Here is a 21,906-nt window from a genome sequence, read left to right on the forward strand (position 1 = left end):
GATAATGCCCATCATCGATGGTGACAATGGCTATTCCGCGCGCATTCGCATCCTCGATGATCGCATCCGCGCGGTCGAGGACCTTTTCACGATCAAATGCCCCGACGCGTTTTCCGAACGAAGCGGAAAGAAAATGCGCGACATCATGACCGGAAGCGGCGAATACCGCCTCTATGCTGCCGAACTCGGACAGAAGCCGGCCGATGCGAGCCATACCGACGTTCTCTATCTGTGTAAGCGCTATGTAGTGCCGGGTATTGTTGTTCACCGTTTCTTTCCTTCGCGAACGATACCGAGCATGAGCGCCATGGCGGCAAGTGCGAGCAGTGCGCCGAAACTGAAAGCGAAGCGTGCTCCGAGTGATGCATAGAGCGCCCCGAATATGATGCTCGCCGGGAGCGCACCGATGCCGACGGCGAAATGGTAAAGCCCGAACGCGCTCGCGCGGCGCTTCTCAGGGACAAGGTCAGCGACGAAGGCTTTTTCCGTTCCCTCGGTGAATGAATAGAAGAGCGCGTATACGGCGAAGAGGACGAATGTCATGATAAGCTGCATGGTCGGCGAGAACGAATCGAGGAGGCCGAAAGCGATGTATACGGCGGCGTATATCGCCCAGCCTGCGACTATCACCGTGCGGCGGCCGATGCGGTCGGAGAGCGCACCGAGCGGTGTCGCGAATATCACTTTTATGATATGGAAAAAAGCCCAGATGATCGGAAGAAAAAGTATGGTGACGACCTTCGCCTGCGTCGCCGCGTCGCCGAATTTATTGACAATGGCCGCCAGCGGCGGTATCGTCTGCACGATGGAAATGAGCGCGCCGCTTTCACGCATGGCCTCTTCTACGCGGAAGAGGAGGAATGCATCGGATGAATTACCGAGCGTGAAAAGGAGCGCGACGGCAAGATACCGGAAGAAATTCGGCGACAAGCCCTTGGGTGAGAGGTCTATCTTCCCGGTACCCTGCGCGGGTTTCGCTTCCTTGACGAAGAAGATTATCACGCCGACGGCAAGCGCGCCCGGTATGATGGCGGCGGCGAACGTGATGCGTAGTCCGGTAACAACATCATTAACGCCGATGATGACAAAGACGATAAAGAGCGTGAGAATGGCGAGGAACGGCCCTATCACGGCGCCGGTATGGTCCATGGCTCGATGGAATCCATATGACTTTCCGCGTATCGAGGCGTCGACGGAAGAAGCGATGAGCGCATCGCGCGGCGCGGTGCGTATCCCTTTGCCCACACGGTCCGCCATGCGCACAAAGACTATCTGCCAGGCACCGGTCACTATCGCCGTGAGCGGACGGACTATCGATGATATGCCGTAGCCGATGAGCACGAGGAGCTTTCGCTTGCCGATGGCATCCGATATGACACCGCTTGCGAGCTTTAAGAGCGACGCCGTCGTTTCCGCCACGCCCTCGATGATGCCGAGTATGAGCGCGCCGGAACCAAGCGTTGCGACGAAGATGGGAATGAGCGGATATATCATCTCCGTGGCGGCGTCGGTGAAAAGGCTCACCAGACCGAGCATGATGACGGTCAAGGGTATCGCTTTCGATCGTATCCCGCGTTTCATATAATCACCTCAGGCCCGGAGTGTACCACGGATGTTTTTTTTTTCAAGCAGGATATCGATATTCCCGCGGCGGCATTTTCCGATTTGACAAGACCGCACGCGGGACTATAATCCTCCGATGGACGCTGCACTCACCTTCCGTACCGCGAATGAAGCTGATATCCCGCTCATACGTTCGCTCGCAACGGTTACATCATGGATGACTATATCATGACATACCGCATCGAGGAGCAGTGATGGACGCGATACTTATCGTACTTGAAAAACTCGCATACCTTGTCCTGCTCGTCTCTGTCGGCATCATCGCCGCGCATTTTAAACTGATAACCGATGAGGGCGTGCGCGTCATCAGCCGTCTCCTTGTGGATATTTTCTGGCCGGCGACGATACTCTCCTCGATAGCCTCGCAGCTCACGCGTGCGGACATCATCGCCAATGCGCTCCTCCCGGTGCTCGCCTTCGCGACCGCCGCCGTCGGCGTGCTCGTCGGGCTTGTCACGGTGCGGCTCTTCCGCTTCTCCGGCAAGGAGCGCGGGATATTCATCTACGACAGCGCGATAAACAATTTCGTCTATTTCCCGCTCGCGTTCATATCGACGATGATGCCCGGCAAGGGGCCGGCGCTCCTCTTCATCCACAATCTCGGTTTCATACTCGCGATATGGACCATCGGCGTGAGCGCGCTTCGCGGGAGCATGAACCTCCGCGAAAACCTCAAGGGCATCGTGCCGACGGGGCTCATCGCGACGGCCGTCGGTATCATCATCGCACTTTCCGACGTGAAGATGCATACGCCGCCCGCGTTCAACAAATTCCTCTTCCTCGTCTTCGACACGATCGGCAAGCCCACAATGGCAGTGGCGATGATAATCGCGGGCGTGGAGATATACAAGCTCGGGTTCAAGTCGCTTAGGTTCGACACCTGGAACATCGTCCTCGGCGTGATGCGCCTTGCCGTCATACCGCTTGTGCTCTTCGCCGCGGCGTTGGGCCTTCGCGCGCTCGGCGTGTCACGCGAGATCACGCTCATCTTCGTGCTTGTCGGCATCATGCCGGTGAGCATCAATTCAATATCGCTCTCGATACGCTTCGGCGCGAGCGCCCGGCGTGCTGCGGAGGCGGCGGTGTTCACGCATCTCTTCGGTATAGCGACGATAGCGGTGTTCATGACGGCGATACAAAGGTTCTTCGGTTAGAGAACAAGGGGTTGAAACCCCTTGCTCTCTATTGTGCGGGTATCTCTCCTGTTTGACAATTTTCTCCGTTGCCGTAGAATCCGTTTTACGGAGTTCATCTGTGGCGAAAGTGTACGGACAAAGCGTTCCTCTAAAGATACTCTACGGCGTCAATGCCGCGGACAGACTGCATCACGCGTATCTCTTTCATGGACCCGACGGCATCGGCAAATTCGAGAGCGCGCTTAATTTCGCCAAGGCGCTCTTCTGCGAAAAAGCCGACGGCGCATACTGCGATGCCTGCCCTTCCTGCGTGCGCATCAATGAATACCGGCATCCGGATGTGCTCGTTGTCGCCACCGATGATCGCGCGGAAAATGCACGGTTCTTCTACGAACGCTATTGCGCCGCGCCATCGCCCGCGCTTTACCGCGCGTTCATATCGTCCGCCCGCAACGTGCTCTCCCGCGTGGAGAACAGGCTGCTTCCGCCGTATGAGAATTATCCGGCATCCCTCCCCAGGGAATTCATGATCGGCGCGAAGTCGGACCGCAATCGCGCGCTCGCCATGGAATCGGCCTATCTCGCGGCAGCCGGTACGCTCTCGCGGATCTCGCCCGACCGTATGATGGCGCTCACGGGCATATACCGCGAAGAAACAGCGGCCGCAGCGGAAACGGCAAAAAGCCACGGCGCGGGCAAAAAATCGTTCTCGTCACCCGATCTTTTCACCGCATTAAGCGCACTCTACCATAACATATCGCATACGACGATACCGATCGATACGATACGCACGCTCATATCGCGCGTTGAGAGAAAGCCGAGTTCAGGGAGGCGCATCGTCATCATCGAGGGTATTGACCGCATGGAATCCACATGCGCAAACGTCTTCCTCCACACTTTGGAAGAACCGCCGCCGGGGAACCTTTTCATCCTCATTTCGTCGCATCTGGATGAGATCCCCGCATCGGTACGCGGGCCGCTCTCATCGCGCACCATGCAGCTTGAGTTCAGGCCCTTGGCGAGTAAAACGGTATCTTCCATACTTGAGAAGTCATTCGGATATCCTGCTGCCGATGCAGAGAGAGCGTCCCTGCGGGTGTCGGGCTCCATGCGCACCGCTATGCGGGTGAAGAAGGACGAACGCGCCGGGAACGCCGACGGGTATGCCGCGAAGCTCATGGCCGCAGCGAAAGCCGATGATCGTGCCGTGGTCGCCGGCATACTTGCGGAGACAAAAGGGGATTTCCCAGTCGCGGAATTCCTTGCGGATCTTATGCGTACGACAGCGGATATCGTGCGCTCGCGCGAGGGCGGGCTTGCACCGGAAGCGGCCGCCGCCATCGAAGCGTCCATCGGCCCGTTATTCCTTGACATTTCCACGGAAAGCCTTATACTTTTCGCCGAAGAGCTTGACGGGCATATCAAGAAGGCACGTACGTCGAATATCAGCGAACGGTTCCTTGCAGTACGGGTCATCGCGCTCATCTGGCTCTGGTTACGCCGATCGGACATTCGTCAAGGAGTAAGATCATGAAACGCTTCATCGTCCTTATCCTCGCGCTGGCAGCTGCGCCCATCGTATTCGGTCAGGCGACGAACAGATCGTCATCCGCCGATAAACCCGCAACGAATGTGATAAACGATCTCAATCAATACGCACCCACGTTCCCTTTTCTCCGCTCCACGGACAGTGCGAAGGACGAGAAGGATTTCGAAACGATAAAGAAACTTCTTGACGAAGTGCAGAACGACTACCTCGTGCGCGTGCTCATCAAGGCGCAGCGCACCATCGATGAATACAAGCTCAACCATCCCGGCCTTAAACTCGATGAGTTCGCCTCCTCCATGGACTATTACCGCATCGTGCACCGGACCATGGAGATATCCCCGAACATCCGCCTTGGTATCGATCAGCTTGACAAGGCGTTCGCCGTGTTCGCGTATGTAAAGCCGTCACTCCTTGTCGACGGGAACCGCTCCAACGATGTGCGCACCATAGAGTACCGCCTCTATATGTACGACGGCATACTTAACCTCTTCTACGGCACGCAGGTCTCGATGAAGCGGGCGTGGAAGGACTTCAACTTCCTTCTCGAGAACAAGCTTGTGACGGACGAGAATGAAGTGATCATGATACTGACGTACCTTGCAGGCATGAATTTTAATTTCGCCGAGCAGAACGGTGCTGACATCGTCATGCGCCGCTACTATGTCAACAATATGTTCGATAATCTCTGGGATATCACTGAACTGCGCAACAAGGGCGATGCGCAGAAGAAAGACTATAAGCTCATGCACCTTGTTAAGGAATATGCGGTCGTGATCAATCCTACGACGGAGCGCTTCAAAACACGTTATCAGCCGTTCTTCGACAAACTCGGCCTCAACTACGGGAAAACCGAGGAGAGGACCATCGAGTCCGCGGGAAAATCCGGCGACACTTCGAAAGCGGCAACCACGACGACACCCGCCACCGGCGGGGGGAAATGATATCCCCATGGCAGCTCAAAGCGAGGACGTAGTGTCCTCGCTTTTTTTATATCATATGCTCGACCATCTGTACTAAGGAATGATGCGATGAAAACCGGTTATCTTGCGCTTGAGGACGGAACAGTATTCCCGGGGATATCTTTCGGCTATGAAGGGGAATCCTTCGGCGAAATAGTGTTCAACACCAGCATGAGCGGCTATCAGGAGATACTCACCGACCCCTCCTACACCTGGCAGATCGTCGCCATGACGTACCCGCTTATCGGCAATTACGGGGTCAATCCCGTCGATGTGGAATCCTCAAAGGTGCAGGTAAGCGGCTTTATCGTGAAGGAATATTCCAAGATATATTCCAACCATGAAGCGACAGAAAGTCTCGGCGACTATCTCGTGAAGAACCGTATCTGCGCGCTTGAGAACATCGATACGCGGATGCTGACACGTCATGTACGGGACAAGGGCGCCATGAAAGCGTACATAAGCACCGTGGACAAGAACCCCGACGATGTCGTCGATAAGGCGAAAGCGAGCCAGTCGCATCTGGGGAAAGACCTCGTCGCCCTTGTATCGACAGCGAAGCCCTACGATTTCAACAAGCCCGAGGGAAAACGCTATCGCATCGCCGCGTATGACTTCGGGATAAAGACGAACATATTGCGGCTGCTCGGATCACACGGCTGCCATGTGCGTGTGTTCCCCGCAAAAACATCGGCGGAGGAAATACGATCGTTCGCCCCGGACGGCGTATTCCTCTCCAACGGACCCGGCGACCCGGCCGGTGTCGAGGGTGTCATCGACAATATCCGCGCGCTCATGGAGTATAAGCCGATATTCGGGATATGCCTCGGCCATCAGATGCTCGGGCTTGCGTTCGGCGGAAAGACCTACAAGCTCAAGTTCGGCCATCGCGGCGGCAATCAGCCGGTGAAGCATATGGCGAGCGGCCGCACGGAGATAACAGCACAGAACCACGGGTTCGCCGTGGACTTCGATTCTATAAGATCGGTGGCCGAATATACGCATATGAACCTGAACGACAGGACGAACGAAGGCATGCGCCACAACAAGCTCCCGGTATTCTCGGTGCAGTATCACCCCGAGAGCGCGCCCGGCCCGCATGACAGCCGCTACCTCTTCGATGATTTTGTCGCATCAATGAAACAATGACCGCTTAAAGCCGATAGATCACGCGATACGCGGTGTCCGCCCCGGGCGGTGAATCCTCTATCTCAGCGAACGAAATATCTTTCATGTCGAGCGCGTGTGTTCTCACCGCATCGGTAACGAGTATCTCGCCCGCCTTCGCCGTATCCTCTCCGAGCTTGCTCGCTGCGTTCACTTCCGCGCCGTACACATCGGCATCGCCGATCTTAAGCACCTTCCCGAAGCCCAGGCCGACGCACAGAAGCACCTTCTCCACGTCCGCTTTATTCTGATTGTATATCATCAGTATGCGCTGCATGGACAACGCGCATTGAAGCGCTTTTATGACATTGCGGAAAATGACGAGAAAGCTGTCCCCCTCGACCTTGAGAAGGATGCCGTCATTCTCTTCGATGATAGGGACGAGTATGCGCTCGGACTCGGATATCGTCTGCAGGAAATGGATGATGCCGAATTTTGCGACACCGCGGGAAAAACCCGAGAGATCGGTGAACATGATGCACCATTCCTCGCCGAAAAGGTCCCAGATGCGCTTGTCGATGAGCTCCTTATTCGCCCCCGGCTTAAGCCGTTCGGTAATAAGGTTCTCAAGCCTGTCTTCCGATGCGCTTGAGAATACGGTCCGTCGTGTGGCCATGCCCTCCCCCTCTTCCGCTGTAGACTAAAGCCCTGCCGGCGGGGCGTTCGTAAGTTTCTTTTCCGCCCGTTTTCTCGGGTTCACGAAATAGCGGTTGAACGCGATGCGTCCGGTGATGGGAAAATAGTAGAAGAGGCCTTTTCGGGCGCGGACACATCCTATGACCGAGCAGATGATGAACACCAGGTTCAGGAGCGCGGTCGCAATGGCAACGAGCGCCAGGGAATAATGCCACGGCGTTACCGATGCGACACAGAGAATGAGCCAGACGAACACGGCCGCATTCGCTATCGAGACGGGGATCTCCATGAGCAGCGACTGAAGCGAATGGAAGGCGATGAACGGCGATTTTTTCGCGTTGAGAAGATGATAGACTATCTCAATGATAAGACCGATCATCGGCAGCGGGAGACCGACACCCCATGATGCGAACGTCATGAGGTATGCCCCCATGGCATCGTCCTTATCGCTGTCGCTTATCTCATGGGGCTGCGGCAGTACGATCGCTGCGGCATTGTTTTTTTTCGGCATGGGTTCCCTCGCTTTGAACGATATCGATATGCCATTGTACCGGCGGGAATGAAAAAAGCAAGTTCACATCCCCGACCGCCGATAGTCCCCCGGCGACATGCCGAAATATCTCCTGAACGCGCGGCTGAAATAGTTCGCATCGGTAAAACCCGTACGTATCCCGATCTCGCGGACCGGGAGCGCTGATGTCTTTAAAAGCTCCGCCGCCTGGCTTATCCGTATCTTCAGGAGATACGCGAGCGGGCTCACGCCGGTCTCTTTCTCGAACAAGCGTGTAAAGTGGTGCCGGCTGTACCCGCTGAGGCGGGCGATCGCATCGACGGGATTGGGCTCGGCGAAATTCGCCTTAAGATGCCGGTCAACGCGGACGAACCATTTCGGTCTATCCGTGCGCGATGCATGCGGCGAAAGATCGGCGAGAAGGTCCATGGCGAACGCATACGCAAGCCGCGACGCGTCGAATGCGGAGGCGATGGCGCCGTCCTTCGCCTTTTCATACACCGAAACGGCCGCCGAAAGAGCGAGCGCATCGGGGGGCAGCGTCACCAATGCCCCATAGCGGCGTATCATCTCTTTCCAGAGCGATACGATAGTGCTTCCGTTGAGACAGAGGTAGATGAATTCCCATTCCCTCGAGGACGCCGGCAGCCAATAGCGATTGTCATGCGGGAACGTAAGGAGCAGCGCCGTACCGGGAACGGCTGAGCGATCCGTGCGCTCATACCGAAGACGCCCCTCGCCGCGAATGGTGTACTGGAACAGGACGAATTCCGACGTGCCGCGTTTGAGCCCGTACCAATCGTAGGATCGTTCGCTCACGATGCTGTAGCCCACGCTCGTGACCATAGCATGGAGCGGCATATCGCGTTCGACAGCAATGCCGTGTGAACCGGTGCCTATGCGTTTTAGCCGGGAAAGCGGCACGGGAACCTCCGCACAAAAGTGCTATACTTCGCACAATCGTGATATTTACCTGTTTTCAGGGTATTCGTATTATAGTGCCGACATCACGCTATGTAAAGGAGTCAACCATGTCGTTCAAGATCGCATTCATCGGTGCAGGAAGCCTCGGATTTACCCGCCGTCTTCTCGGGGACCTTTTAACGGTACCCGAATTCAGTGATTGTGAGGTGGCATTCACCGATATCAACGAACAGAACCTCGATATGGTGTATAAGATATGTCAACGCGACATCGCGGCGAACAAGCTTCCCGTGAAACTCACGAAGACGCTCGACCGGCGTGAAGCGGTCAAGGACGCGAAATACGTCATTGTTACGGTTCGTGTCGGGGGCGTGGAAGCCTTCGCCACCGACGTGGAGATACCGCTCCAATACGGCGTCGATCAATGCGTGGGGGATACGCTCTGCGCGGGCGGCATCATGTACGGTCAGCGCGGCATCGCGGCGATGCTCTCGTTCTGCAAGGATATTAAGGAATTATCACGGCCGGATGTGCTGCTTCTCAACTATGCGAATCCCAATGCACAAATGACATGGGCTGCCAATGTCTTCGGCGGTGTGAAATGCGTGGGACTCTGTCACGGTGTGCAGGGGGGGCATGAGCAGCTTGCGCAGGTGATTGAAGTATGGGCGAAACGTCATGGGAAAATAGCTGAAGACGAAAAGGTGACGAAGAAGGACGTCGATATCATCTGCGCGGGGATCAATCATCAGACCTGGTATATTCAGGCGAAATGGCGCGGCATGGATATGCTGCCGCATCTTCTGGAAGGGTTCGAGAACCATCCGACGTATAAGAACACAGAAAAAGTTCGGATCGATATGCTCCGCCGATTCGGCTACTACTCGACCGAATCGAACGGGCATCTCAGCGAATATCTCCCGTGGTACCGCAAGCGGCCGGATGAGATCGAAAAGTGGATAGACACGAGCGCGTGGATCAACGGCGAAACGGGCGGGTACCTGCGCGTATGTACGGAGAACCGCAATTGGTTCGATACGGAATTCCCGAAGCTCCTTGCGGAAGAAGCGACGATGTTCGTTCCGGAAAAACGCTCGATAGAGCACGGCTCATACATCATCGAAGGCCTTGAGACAGGGCGTGTCTACCGCGGTCACTTCAATGTGGTGAACAGCGGCACCATCACGAACCTTCCGAACGACGCCATCGTCGAAGTGCCGGGTTATGTGGACAGGAATGGCATGAATATACCGCGCGTTGGGGATCTCCCGCTCGGCGCGGCTGCTGTATGCACAGCGAGCATTTCGGTGCAGCGCATGTCGGTGATCGCTGCGGTCACGGGCGACGACAATCTTCTCCGTCAAGCGATGATGATGGACCCGCTCACTGGTGCTGTGTGCAATCCGCCGGAGATATGGCAGATGACCGACGACATGCTTGTTGCCGGCGAGAAGTGGCTCCCGCAGTACGAGAAAGCGATCAAGGAAGCGAAACGCCGCCGCCTCACCGATGAACGTCTGCCGGTGAAGGAAGGATACCGCGGTGCGGTGCGGCTTCATACGAAAAGCGTCGAGGAAATGCGCTTAGCGAAAGCAAAGTAAAAATACGCATGGAAATATCCCTGTACGCCAATTGAGGCTGCAGGGATATTATTTTTTACTGTATGTCACGATCTTCGCTTTCACGAATTCCGCCATCGCCGCAACGACGGGCTTCATGAAGAGGTCTATCGGCTTCGTCGGATTTTCCGCAAGCGCTCTCGGGAGCGCCGTGCGGAACACTTCCTGAAAATCGGTGGCGATATTTATCTTGCCGATGCCGAGCGATATCGCTTTGCATACCGCATCGTCCGGTGTACCGGAGCCTCCGTGAAGCACAAGCGGAATGGATACTGCATCCGCTATCTCTTGCAGTCGATCAAGATCGAGCTTCGGTGTTTCGGCGTATTTTCCGTGCGCGGTTCCGATGGCCACCGCAAGCGCATCGATGCCGGTCTCCTTCACAAAGCGCAAGGCATCGCGCGGATCGGTATACAATGATGCGTTCGCCTTCGTATTCCCGAACGGCACATGCCCGAGCTCGGCCTCGACGGAAACACCTGCCGCATGAGCGATTCCTACGATGTCTTTCGTGATCCGGATATTATCATCGATGGGAAGATCGGATGCATCTATCATTACCGAGGTGTATCCTGCGCGTATCGCACATTCGATATGTTCGCGTTTTTTCGCATGGTCGAGATGCAGTGCAATATCCACGGGGCTTCGTTCTGCCATAACCCGCGCCATCGCGGCGATATCCTCGCCGGTAGTATCTTCGAACAATCGATTATACACCTGTATGATCACCGGCGATCGCATCGACTCGGCGCCCTCGACGACAGCGCGTGTGCTTTCATAATTGGCCACATTGAACGCAGAGACGGCCCGCTTCTGGGAACGGGTGTCGCGCAGTATCTCATCAAGTGTCACAAGCGGCATGTTGTACTCCGTTTGCAGCGCATCAGGATATCGCCTGTGCGAGCAGCGTATCGATAGCAGTTATCGGTCCGATATCCTTCGCCCCCGAGAGTGTTACAAAGCTGATCGGACTTGCAGTGACGACGATTCCCTTTCCCGCCTCTGCTATCTTCGATGCTGCGCACTCGATGACGCGTGTGCCGAGCTTTGGCTGTATGAGCTGATATACAACACCGCCTTCGAGCGCCGCATACGACTCCTCGCGATTCGTACCCACTTCGACGATGTCTCCAATGGCAGAGGCTATCGCTCGCGCATCGGCACCGTTCTCGTTATACTTGCTCAAGTAGTCACTGTCGATGAAGACAAGTTTTTCAGTACGCCGTTTTTTTATCGATATCTTTTTCTCTTTCAGAAGCCGCTGATAGAAATTCGAACTGTGTTCGACGGCGACTTCCCCGAGGGAGAGCCCGAATGCGGGATAATCGTTCTTGAGCGCATCATAATCGCTCGGGCAGAGCGTCACCACGGTCTTTGCGCCGCTGTCGCGTATCGCCTGTACGATATGCTTTGCCGCGGTCTTGGCCTCATCGATAGAACCGAGATTGTACAGCGCCTTGCCGGTATCTATTTCGTCTTCAATGACAGCGAATGATATTTTCGCCGCGTTGAATATCTTGATCGCCGCCTCGGCCATCTCTGGCACACGATACGCCGCATACGAACCGATATAGAGAAGTACATCGGCACGGGATGCTCTTTTCAGCGACGGAATCTTTGCGAAGCGCGATGTCTTTTCGCCGAACACATTGCCCGTATCTATGATGCGTTTTGCCAGTGCACGCACGCTGTCCGGGGCGTTGCCCGCGGCGACTATTTCCGCACGCGCGGCACGGACGAAGCCGGGAACATCGTATGAGCTAACACAATGTGAGCGGCAGGCGGAGCAGAGCGTGCACTCATACATCGTATCGATGAAATTTTTATCCGTGAACGCATCCGGCCTCATGATGCTCTTGTCGGTGAGAAGGCCAAATCCGCGCGGCGTGTTCGACTCGCTTCTCGTCACATTGCCGATGGTGCATACGTGACGGCACATGAAGCAGAACCGGCACGCCTTCACCGTCTCGATAGTTTCTTTTCGGTACATATTATCTCCCCGGGAATCCCATTTTACCGGGATTCATGATGTTGTTCGGATCGAGGGCTTTTTTGATATCAGTGAGCACGCGAAACGCGCTGCCGTAGAGTTCCGGCATGAGCCGTCCGAGCTTAAGGCCGATGCCGTGATGCTCGTTCAACACGCCGCCCTCCTTCATCGCCGCACGCAGCGCCATGTTCCATATCTTATTGTAAAGCCGTGTCGCTTCCATCGGATCAGCCGGCGGCTCTTCGATGATGAAGCGCGCGTAGAGCATACAGCCCCATTCATACCAATGCGAGAAGTGGCCGATGTACGTCGCCTCTGGGAAATTCTCTTCCACGGTACGTTTCATCGCCCAATAAACTTTCTCGATGTTGGCGAATGTCGCCACTGTATCGAGCGTGCCGAACGCCTGCGGTAAATGGAACATATACGGCGGATAGAAGAATTTGTATTTATTCTTCCACCATTCCTCGCCGAGCTCTTCACCGAGGTCCTCGGGACTGCCTTTGCGGCATATCGCGATCGCTTTTTGCATTTCAAGATCGACGATATCGCGGTAGCCGTCAAAACCGAACACAAGATACGCGCCGGTACGGTCGATATTGAGCACACGTTTGATGAGCTTTTTCGTCTCAGCTTCGTCGTACATGCGTATCACCGCCGGACGCAGACGTGAGAGCATGATATTTCTCCCGGCCGCCATGGCACTCGTCATGTCCTTGAAGAGGAACGCATGAAAACGCCGCGCTTCGGGTATGCGATGTATCTTCATCGTCGCCTTCGTCATGATACCGAGCGTTCCTTCCGAGCCGATGAGAAGCTGTGCGATGTCAGGCCCGGAGGCATGTCGCGGCACCGGCAGCGTATTGATGATAGTGCCGTCAGGCAGAACCGCCTCAAGCGTGATCGTCATATCCTCTATCTTCCCGTATTTCGTCGAGAGCACGCCCGTACCGCGATGAGCGAGAAATCCGCCGAGCGTCGCACAGTTTATCGATCCGGGAAAATGCATCATCGAATAACCCTTCTGTTCAAGCGCCCACTCAAGCTGCTGTGTGTTGATGCCCGTTTCCACAGTAACGGTAAGCGACAACTCATCGATGGATATGATTTTATCCATACGCTTCATATCGATGGTAATGCCGCCGTACATGGGCACGGCGCCGCCCTGCGAGCCGGAACCGCCGCCCCACGGAATAACGGGAATGCGATGCGTATTCGCTATCCTCAACACCTTCGATACTTCTTCCGTTGTACCGGGATGCACGATGATATCCGGCGTTGGATTTTCCGCCCCGCAATCATGCCACATCTCCGGCACCCAGTAATAATCCGTCGCGTATGCGACCTTATCCGCTGTTTTCAGGGATACGTGCTCCTGTCCTACGGCATCCTCAAGTTCGGACACAAGCATGGCGAAGCGATAATTCATGTGAGCGTTCATGCTCCCTCCTTATTTGCAGGCAAAGCGGCATTCGCCGTATATACAGGCGCCAGGGCGTCGTGTACTTTCAGATAACGTTCGAAAAGGCTACCGTATCGTTCATGCGCATCCTTCGACGGGTTTATTTCCGCGCCGATCTTTCCGCATCGCGCGATGGCATCGCGTGCTGTGGGGAATATGCCGACACCGACGCCGGCAAGGAGCGCCGCACCGAACGAGGCATCGCTCATCGCGGGGACAAAGAGCGTTCTCCCGAACACATCGGCAACGATGGTGCGCCATAGTTCGCTTTTCGCACCGCCGCCGATGAAGCGTATCTCATTGAGAGCAAGCCCCATGGTATCGATGACGCGGGAACAATCGCGGAGAGAAAAAGCCACGCCTTCCATGAGTGAACGTATGATATCGCCGCGGCCGTTCGCCATGGACAATCCGGTAAAACTCGCACGCAGGTCAGCATCCCAATACGGTGAACGCTCGCCGCTCAGGTATGGATGAAATTGCACGCCGTTGGCCCCGATGGACGATGCGAGAGCGGCTGTATCCATATCGGCATACGATAGTTCATCCGACCCGGAAAGCACATCGCGCAGCCAACGTTTCGATACCCCGGCGGCATTCGTCGCGGTGACCGTATACCATCGCCCCGGGATGATATGCGGATACGTAAGCGTCTTTTCATGCGGGTGCGGCTTCGATGTCATGACGTTCACATTGCCGGCGGTGGCTATCTTTATTACAGCCTGCCCGTCATCGAGAGCACCTGCGGCATACGCTTCAACGGCGGAATCGGATGCACCTGCGATGACAGGCGTACCCTCGCGAAGCCCTGTTTCACGCGACGCCTCTGCGGTAATGACACCGACGCGGTCAGTCGGCTGTACTATTTCCGGAAGCACAGAAAGCGGAAGCCCGATCAGATCGCAGAGCTCCCTTGACCAGGCGCGTTTTTCCATATCAAAAAAAAGCGTCCCCGCTGCTTCGATATGATCGGTAGCCGCAACACCGGTCATGCGATAGCGAACATGATCTTTCACGAAGAGGATATGCGCCGTCCTCGCGAGCGTATCGGGCTCATGTCTGTTCAGCCATGCCAACTGGGGAAGCGTCCATGTCGGCGTCGGCATCTGCCATCCGATGCGTAATATCTCCTTGCCGTGTGCTGCTTGAAGCTCTTTCGCTTCGGCAGCGCTTCGCTGATCCGTCCACATGATGACGGGGCGTATGACCGCATTGTTCTTATCCAGGAGCACGGCATTATGCGTGGAGCCGTCAAGCGCGACAGCGGCGATATCGCCGACTTCCCATGTCGCTTCGGCCTTCATGCGTTTGAGTATATCGCATACGACGTGCCACCAATCGTTCGGGTCCTGTTCGGCATAACCCGGTTGCGGATGCGATGTCGGATATTCACCTGATGCTTCCGCTATGAGCGTACCGCGTTCGTCGATCACCGTCACTTTGCAGCTTCCGGTGCCGAGGTCTATTCCCATAAGAAGATCCATACGATTTACTTCATCATCCATTGATATCGTTCATCGATAACAGATAGAAAACGGCGGTTCCTGCCCGACATTATCCAGAGATAGTACATGTCCGCGCCGGGGGCATTGGAAACGGGATGATAACCCTCCGGTATGAGCGCCGCGTCATTATCCCTAACAAGAGCGACGGTATCGATAGTTCGTGCGTCGTTGTACACGCGCTGATAGCCGAATCCGGTATCGCGGGTGAATTTGAAAAAGTATAATTCTTCCATATCAACTTCGACGGGAAGATTGTCAAAGTCATGCCGATGCGGCGGGAAGCTCGCCCAATTTCCTGAGGGGACTATCGCCTCGCCGATAAAAAGGCGTTCCGCTTCGATGGTTTCATCGAGCATGATGCGGGCGGTACGCTGCCAATTATCGCGGCCGATAGTCTTCGATTTGACCATCGCCGGGGTGATATGCCGTGCATCGAACTTCTTCTCTGCCGGGGCTGTTGCGACGGCGATTGCAACATCACTTTTTGCCGTCACTGCCACGGTCGCTGAGCGGGGTATATACACCGTATGCGCATTGGCGCTGAATACATCGGGGCGCTCGCCGACATTGCTAAACGATGCATCCCCGGTTATCGAGCATGTCCCCGACAGCACGATGAAGGCGTATTCGCGCTCCTTCGTTTCGAATGATTGCGACATGCCGCGCATGAGGCTCAGCATGCCGAAACCGATCTCGGCAAGTTCCCCGACCGCTGCTACGGGAATATATCCATTCGCAGGCTGATATGATCGTATGATATTCATTGTTCCGCTCCCTTGTATCATATTTCCACCAGCCGTACGCCGTTCAATAAGCACCATCCGCGTAATTCCGAGCGTATATCGCCATACATGAGAACATAATGATGACCGAATCCGTTCTCTATCACCGAGGCAGCGAAACTGCTCACATCCTTGAAACGTACCGCGAGCGGATTACCCTTGATGAGCTGTGTTGTCGGCAGGCCTTCACACTGCGCGATAAGCATCCGATATCCTGAAGGTTTATCTGCGGCAAGCTGGCATATCGTGACCATACCCTGCTTCATGGGAAAATCGCTTACCACGCCTTTCACATTGCCGCCGTCCATCACCGAATGTTTCGCGAGCTTCGCTTTCACGTTCGCCGCACAATGGCAGGAAGGCGCCGCACCGCAATGCCAGAACACGCCCTCATTCTTCTTCTCATCGAACGAGATGAAATCCGCGTAAAACGACGGCTTTCCGCTCAACAACGCGCCGAGCTGCATCGCTATCGCGCCGTGAACATCGCCCTCGCACGCAGCGTCAAGACCGTCGCTGGTGAGCATGCCGAGAACGGCACATACGCCGATGCCGTAGAGATCTCCGAACTCGGGCCAGCATTTCACGGCGAACGATGTAAGCCGGTATTTTACCGCGGCATCCCTGAACGCCTGAAAAAGCCGCGCCGCTTTTTCCGTTTCAAGCGGCGTTATCGCGGCAGAGTCACCCATTGCTTTCACGGCTGCGATCGCAGAAGCAAGTTTGTCTTTGCCGATCGCATCGGCCATGTGCGTTATCTCATAGAGATCGATATGATGTATCTCGACACCGAACGCTCTACGCAGCGCGAGTTCATCGAACGTCGAAGTATAAAAGCCCGGAACGCGATAGCCGACGAGGCCAATTTTCATATGCTGTATCGTCCTGGCTGCGCCTATCGTTCGGCATTCGCGATCGAGCATCGGGAACGCATCATCCATATCGGCATGCACGTGGCGATACCGTTTATCCATGCGCCAGAGCGTGTGCGCATTCATGTTCGCGGCGCAGAATGAATTGCGCTGTATGCGGTCCCCGTTGAACGGCGGCTCCGGCATGGACCAGAGTATTACCGGTACATCACAATCATTGACGAGCATCGGGAGAACGCTCCCGAGCGAGAACGTGATGAACTGTACTATCACCGCATCCACGCGCTCGCGGCTGAAAAGCTCTATCGCATGTACCGCGTCCTCTTCCGTAATGACGATGGCATCGGGGGTGACAATGCGCGCCGATAGTTTCGCGACTACATCACGCGACTGCCGATGCGCATTACGGACCTTATCGTCGAGCCAGCTTGCTTTCGCTACGGGGAGATAGCCGATAGTGATGTTATGCATTGCTTTTCTTCCTTGCTGCACGGGGCTTCAGCCCCGTGTTCAAATATTTCATGACCATGCTATCCGTCGGTATACCCGTTCTTCCACCGAGAGCCCTACACTTCAGTGCCGCTGTTGCTGCTGCGAAACGCATGCCTTCCGCGGTCGACATTTTCTTTGCAATGGAGGCAGCGAATGCGCCGTGGAACACATCACCGGCACCGGTAGTGTCGACAACAGGAACGGAGAACGATGCCTGACGGCCGTACACACCGTTCTCACACCACAGCACACCGCGTGAGCCGAGCGTTACGGCGCATATCCGCGGTTTCAGTTTGAGAAGTTTACCTATCGCACGCGTGGGGTCTTTCTGTCCGCAATACCGCTCCGCGAACGCTTCCGATGCGATGATGATATCACACAGCGGCAAGAGTGAATCGATACCGGCGACCATGGTCCCCGCATCGATAGAGACAGTCACACCGGCTTTTCGGGCGATCTTCGCTGCGTGTATCGCTGCATCGATATGATGACCGTCGAGATGGAGTATGGTCGATCGATGTATCAATGAGACATCGACATCGCCCGTGCGAAGGGGCCGCACCGTGCCGAGTGTCCACGCTACGCTGCGCTTTCCCGTCTTCTGCTCGACCCAGCAGAACGCTGCCGGAGACATCGCACCGCGATGGCGTATCACGCCGGCGGTAGTGACGCGCTCTTTTTTCAACTCGCGCACGATCATATCGCCCCGATCATCATCGCCGCAGATGCCGATGAACGCGGTCTTCACGCCCAGCCGCGCAGCAGCGACGATGGCCGTTGCGGCCGGCCCGCCCCCCTGCTCAAGGCTTTTTTCAATGCGCACTTTATCGTCATGGGGGATATACGGTACGAGACCGATATAATCCCATCCAGAGTAACCGAGACCGGTGATCATATCATACCCCCGCCGTAAGAAGCGTAACACCTTTTTCACGCGCCTGTGCACGAACGTCGGGTGCGATGCCGTCATCGGTGATGACAGCGGCGAAGTCGGATAACCCCGCGATACGGTAGAGCAGTTCCTTGCCGTACTTGCTGCTGTCGACGAGGCAGTATCGTTCCGATGCCGATGCGAGCGCAACGGTTATCAGCTGGTGGAGAGATTCTGTCGCGGTGGATATGCCGGCGGAGAGCGAGAACCCCGCCGCAGAAATGAACGCTTTGTTTATCGTATGATTGCGGATGGATGAAACGGCCGCACCGCCGGAGCATGCCTGTATCTCGCGGTCGATCGTCCCGCCGGTGCTTATCATCCGTATCGGCGAGTCGTTCCCCGCGAATTGCGCGGGCAGATGCACCGCATTGGTGATTATCGTGATGTTCTCGGGCGGGGCTTCCATGAGCAATGAGCAGAAATAATACACGGTGGACGATGCATCGACGAATATCGTATCCCCCGCTTTCACGAGCGGCACGGCTTTATTCCCGATGGCCTTTTTCTGCTCGACGGCAATGGCGATACGTTTGTCGTATTCGCGGACGACGCCGCGGGGAAGCATTTCTACGCCGCCGTAGGTTTTCCGTATATGCCCGTGCTTCATGAGCATGTCGAGGTCGCGATGCAGCGTCGCTATCGGTATGCCGGTCTTCTTTTGCAGTCCCGCAACGCTGTGATAGCGCTCCCGCTGCAGCGCCAGAAGCAGATTCGCCCTTCTTTCCTCGGGATTTCTTGTATTTGTTCGTTTTGATTTCATATCAATATATATCATAATATATCAATATTTATCAATAAGTCAAGCGCACCGATCTCCCATGAATATCAAGAAAATACAGAATATTCGCGGACGCACATCGTTTCAGTCACTGGCACCGCGTTCTCAGCTCAATTCGAAGAGCGCTGTATCAGGCGACTTGAACGCATAGGTGAAACATCGGCCCGAAATATTGATAACCTGTCCGGTGTAAAGTTCCTTCACTTGTTTGCACTCACATGGCAGCGTGATTGTCTTCTCACCGCCCTCTGCCATATGTACTGCAACGAAGCGATCGTTCGCGTACACGGGAACAGCATCCGAACAATAGATCGTCACACCCGCATCAATTGCTGTCTTCTTCAGCATCTGCGGAGTGACATCGCGGTAACCCGGCGCATACACAGCCGTCCAGCCCTTCTGCTTTACCGTACTGATGCCGGGCGTCTTGAACGCAGTGCCGGTCACGTTCTTCACTCGAGCAGTATCGATGCTCTTACCGTCGCAAATGGCAGGCGCATAGACGAAAAGCGCCGAGCGGTCATTGTTGAACACGTACTTTTCAAGCAGCTTGCGTTTCTCCGGCGTTACCACGAACAACCCCGGGAAGATAAAGAACTTATACGAAGAAAGGTCTGCATTCGGCAGATCATTGAACGAAAAAACCTCGAACGGAGCACCGAGGCGGTTGAGCTTATTTCGTATCTTCGTATATACCTCTTGAATGTCGGCGTGTTTATCATTGAGATGCCGTGTGCTTTCGGGATCGACCACGAGCGCAACCTCGGCGCGACTTTTCACGGGGGCGGATGTACACTGCTCCCAAAGCTTCCTGCTCTGCTCGACTACACGCATGGTCTCCGGCGTTTTGAACACCCCGCCCCACATATCGAAACACCAGAGCGATGTTTGGTTGATCGCAGCCAGCGCGAATTCGCGTTTTAATCCAGCATCGGTCTCAGCCTGATCTTTCCACGGCACCATCCACGCTATCGATACGTATTCATCGAGCGCACAGTTATACGTCGGCGTGCGATGATCTATCTCATGGAGGAACCCCTTGCCGTTGAGCACGCGTGTACCGTTGGGCACCATGAAGCCGCTGCCGCCGCCCATGGGCCTGTCCTGATACGTGCCGGGGCTGATGAAAAAATCGATGTCGGGCGATGTATAGAGCCGCTCATATTCCAAATGACCGGACCACACCAGACGTGAGTGTGCAAGCTCGAGGATATATCCGAAGAACATACCTATCTGCCGTTCCGGTGCGAGCCTTCGCATCTTTGCAGCGAACTCAAGCACCGTATCGACAATGATATCGCCGGTGAACTGCGCGTAATCGATTATATCCTGTTCTGTCTTCGGGTCGCGGATAAAGTTCTCGAACTCGGCGCGGTCAAGGCGTACATACGCGGGTACCGGCACATCCTTTCTGCCGTGTGTCGCAAGCCATTTCTTCCATGCTTCGGTCTTGGTGCGCCCTGCGCTGCCTCCGCTGTAATCCATCCACTCATCGGTCATACCGCACGCAAGCAGATACGACTTCACACGGTCGCCATAGCGCGATTCCATATGCTTGACCACCGCTTCAAGATAATCACCGGTGGCCTTGCGCCATGCGGGATTCGCGCACGCGGAACTCAGCATGGAATAGCTCTCACACTCCATGCTGTGACCGGCGATGGTCAGCTGGCGTTCGAGCCATTTCGGCGTATTGAGGTCTATCATGCAGATGAACTCGGCATCGGGGTTCACTGCGAGTACGTCATCGTACTGCTTGTCAAGAGAATCAAAATCGTATTTGCCGAACCAGCGCCAGACGGGCGGATATTTGCAATATGGTTTGCCGAGCGAGTTGTCCGTGTTCGCGGCAAAGATGCAGACCGTGTTCACGCCGGCATCCTTGAATCGGCGCATCGCTTCGAATTCCGGCCAGAAAGAGCGATAGGCGAATTCTTTGGTGTTCATTTTTGCACCCCGCTTTTGTTCACTCTATCAAGCGTCATTGCTACCGGTGATATTCGCAATGAGGCATCGCGGGCGATCTCAGCACGAGAGATAAAAAGCTCGCGGCAGGCGTCGTCGTACGAAAGACAAGCAAGCTCCGCAACAAGACGTGTACCGCGGTCGATAAGTTTCTTATTCGATGTGTCCACATGTATCATCCAATTCCCTTCAACACGACCAAGAAGCCCCATCGCCGCCGTCGATATCGTGTTCATGACAAGCTTCACTGCGATGTGTTCGCTCAATCGAAGCGGCGATGACGCGAGCGGGATACGCAGCCGGATGACATCCGACGATACATCGTCATCGGCACCGTCACCGATGATGATAGTATATCGGTTAGAAAAATCGGCAAGCGGGGGGAGCATGCTCTCGTATGCAAAGAACAAGGGGTCATGACCCCTTGTTCTTTGCAGATCGGATACTTCTCTCGCCAACAACACCGATACCGCCGTATCTGTAGCATGTTCATGCCGCGATGCATCATCCTCATATCCTATCATGAACTGCATGAGGTCTTCCCTGCCTATTCGCGGGAGCGGACGTGCGCGCTCCGGTGCGCCCATGCGTTCGTAGTCTTCCGCGTTCCATGCAAGACAGCGAGGCTCACGGCCGAACACATCGAGCCACGCCTCGCGTGATGAACGATCGGCATGCTTGACGAATGACCACGGACGCGGTGATACGCTATCATCCATTCTGCGGAACGGCGGCAGCATGAATGTAGGTGAACGCTCGGTTGTGTCGGTGAAAATATCGATAAGCGCTTCGCGTGCGAAATACGTCACCGCCCCGCCGGCATGGTAGATTCGAGCTTCGCGCTCGGCTGCGTCCGAGAGCACCTTTACGTTCGTATCGGCAGAAATCGCAGCAAGTGTTGTACGGATAAGCCTGCATCCGTCAGTTTCACAAATAATACTATCGCCACTCATATCCTGGCCGCCGATCTCTTTCAGCCAGCGCACAAGCGCGCTTTCCAAA

General features: G+C 55.4%; 20 protein-coding genes. 5 read left to right on the forward strand and 15 right to left on the reverse strand.

Translation table 11 applies throughout. From position 1 onward, the window contains the following. Both AABZ39_11045 and AABZ39_11050 read right to left on the reverse strand, forming a co-directional pair. On the reverse strand, window positions 1-268 hold a 268-nt coding region (locus AABZ39_11045; protein MEK6795307.1), incomplete at its 3' end, for a hypothetical protein. Next, the gene (locus tag AABZ39_11050) at window positions 265-1,581 is read right to left on the reverse strand and encodes an MFS transporter (protein MEK6795308.1); all 1,317 of its coding nucleotides are present in this window, start codon (window positions 1,579-1,581) and stop codon (window positions 265-267) included. The genes AABZ39_11050 and AABZ39_11045, both read right to left, overlap by 4 nt. 236 nt (window positions 1,582-1,817) lie before the next feature. Here AABZ39_11050 and AABZ39_11055 point away from each other — a divergent pair, with 236 nt between their 5' ends. The 4 genes from AABZ39_11055 (at window position 1,818) to carA (ending at window position 6,416) form a co-directional block, all read left to right on the forward strand. Further along, window positions 1,818-2,777 carry an AEC family transporter gene (locus tag AABZ39_11055; GenBank protein ID MEK6795309.1) on the forward strand — a complete coding sequence of 320 codons (960 nt, stop codon included), beginning with the start codon at window positions 1,818-1,820 and terminating at the stop codon, window positions 2,775-2,777. Between the two features lie 100 nt (window positions 2,778-2,877). Then, entirely contained in the window at window positions 2,878-4,293 is a 1,416-nt protein-coding gene (locus tag AABZ39_11060; protein MEK6795310.1) for a hypothetical protein, read from the forward strand. Then, a complete protein-coding gene (locus AABZ39_11065) occupies window positions 4,290-5,249 on the forward strand; it encodes a hypothetical protein (protein MEK6795311.1) in 960 nt (319 codons plus the stop codon). The genes AABZ39_11060 and AABZ39_11065 overlap by 4 nt, the downstream gene beginning before the upstream one ends. An 87-nt stretch (window positions 5,250-5,336) precedes the next feature. After that, complete coding sequence (carA, locus tag AABZ39_11070) at window positions 5,337-6,416, forward strand: glutamine-hydrolyzing carbamoyl-phosphate synthase small subunit (GenBank protein MEK6795312.1); 1,080 nt, start codon at window positions 5,337-5,339, stop codon at window positions 6,414-6,416. Window positions 6,417-6,420: 4 nt separating this feature from the next. On the opposite strand, the gene AABZ39_11075 is transcribed toward carA, so the two are convergent. The 3 genes from AABZ39_11075 to AABZ39_11085 form a co-directional block, all read right to left on the reverse strand. Further along, window positions 6,421-7,050 (reverse strand): adenylate/guanylate cyclase domain-containing protein, encoded by a 630-nt coding sequence (locus AABZ39_11075; GenBank protein MEK6795313.1) that lies wholly within the window; start codon window positions 7,048-7,050, stop codon window positions 6,421-6,423. A gap of 24 nt (window positions 7,051-7,074) precedes the next feature. Continuing rightward, on the reverse strand, window positions 7,075-7,581 hold the full coding sequence (locus AABZ39_11080) for a DUF4870 domain-containing protein (GenBank protein ID MEK6795314.1): 507 nt from the start codon (window positions 7,579-7,581) through the stop codon (window positions 7,075-7,077). Between the two features lie 63 nt (window positions 7,582-7,644). Beyond that, window positions 7,645-8,505, reverse strand: a complete 861-nt coding sequence (locus AABZ39_11085; GenBank protein MEK6795315.1) for an AraC family transcriptional regulator — start codon at window positions 8,503-8,505, stop codon at window positions 7,645-7,647. A 107-nt stretch (window positions 8,506-8,612) separates the two neighbouring features. Here AABZ39_11085 and AABZ39_11090 point away from each other — a divergent pair, with 107 nt between their 5' ends. Then, window positions 8,613-10,106 (forward strand): alpha-glucosidase/alpha-galactosidase, encoded by a 1,494-nt coding sequence (locus tag AABZ39_11090; GenBank protein ID MEK6795316.1) that lies wholly within the window; start codon window positions 8,613-8,615, stop codon window positions 10,104-10,106. Between the two features lie 48 nt (window positions 10,107-10,154). Here AABZ39_11090 and AABZ39_11095 read toward each other — a convergent pair whose 3' ends face one another. From AABZ39_11095 to AABZ39_11140, 10 genes are all read right to left on the reverse strand, one after another. Next, complete coding sequence (locus tag AABZ39_11095) at window positions 10,155-10,985, reverse strand: class II fructose-bisphosphate aldolase (protein MEK6795317.1); 831 nt, start codon at window positions 10,983-10,985, stop codon at window positions 10,155-10,157. A gap of 22 nt (window positions 10,986-11,007) precedes the next feature. After that, window positions 11,008-12,114, reverse strand: a complete 1,107-nt coding sequence (locus tag AABZ39_11100) for a (Fe-S)-binding protein (protein ID MEK6795318.1) — start codon at window positions 12,112-12,114, stop codon at window positions 11,008-11,010. Between the two features lies 1 nt (window position 12,115). Continuing rightward, entirely contained in the window at window positions 12,116-13,555 is a 1,440-nt protein-coding gene (locus AABZ39_11105; GenBank protein MEK6795319.1) for an FAD-binding oxidoreductase, read from the reverse strand. Next, window positions 13,552-15,048, reverse strand: coding sequence for a xylulokinase (gene xylB, locus AABZ39_11110; GenBank protein MEK6795320.1), 1,497 nt, complete (start codon window positions 15,046-15,048; stop codon window positions 13,552-13,554). The genes AABZ39_11105 and xylB overlap by 4 nt, the downstream gene beginning before the upstream one ends. A 17-nt stretch (window positions 15,049-15,065) precedes the next feature. Next, entirely contained in the window at window positions 15,066-15,845 is a 780-nt protein-coding gene (gene iolB, locus AABZ39_11115) for a 5-deoxy-glucuronate isomerase (protein MEK6795321.1), read from the reverse strand. Window positions 15,846-15,862: 17 nt separating this feature from the next. Next, on the reverse strand, window positions 15,863-17,206 hold the full coding sequence (locus AABZ39_11120) for a hypothetical protein (GenBank protein ID MEK6795322.1): 1,344 nt from the start codon (window positions 17,204-17,206) through the stop codon (window positions 15,863-15,865). Beyond that, complete coding sequence (locus tag AABZ39_11125) at window positions 17,199-18,122, reverse strand: PfkB family carbohydrate kinase (GenBank protein MEK6795323.1); 924 nt, start codon at window positions 18,120-18,122, stop codon at window positions 17,199-17,201. The genes AABZ39_11120 and AABZ39_11125 overlap by 8 nt, the downstream gene beginning before the upstream one ends. A gap of 1 nt (window position 18,123) precedes the next feature. Then, window positions 18,124-18,921, reverse strand: a complete 798-nt coding sequence (locus AABZ39_11130) for a DeoR/GlpR family DNA-binding transcription regulator (protein ID MEK6795324.1) — start codon at window positions 18,919-18,921, stop codon at window positions 18,124-18,126. Window positions 18,922-19,044: 123 nt separating this feature from the next. Beyond that, complete coding sequence (locus AABZ39_11135; GenBank protein ID MEK6795325.1) at window positions 19,045-20,886, reverse strand: hypothetical protein; 1,842 nt, start codon at window positions 20,884-20,886, stop codon at window positions 19,045-19,047. Continuing rightward, on the reverse strand, window positions 20,883-21,906 hold a 1,024-nt coding region (locus tag AABZ39_11140; protein ID MEK6795326.1), incomplete at its 5' end, for a hypothetical protein. The genes AABZ39_11140 and AABZ39_11135, both read right to left, overlap by 4 nt.

The organism is Spirochaetota bacterium (assembly GCA_038043445.1).
Taxonomy (GTDB): domain Bacteria; phylum Spirochaetota; class Brachyspiria; order Brachyspirales; family JACRPF01; genus JBBTBY01.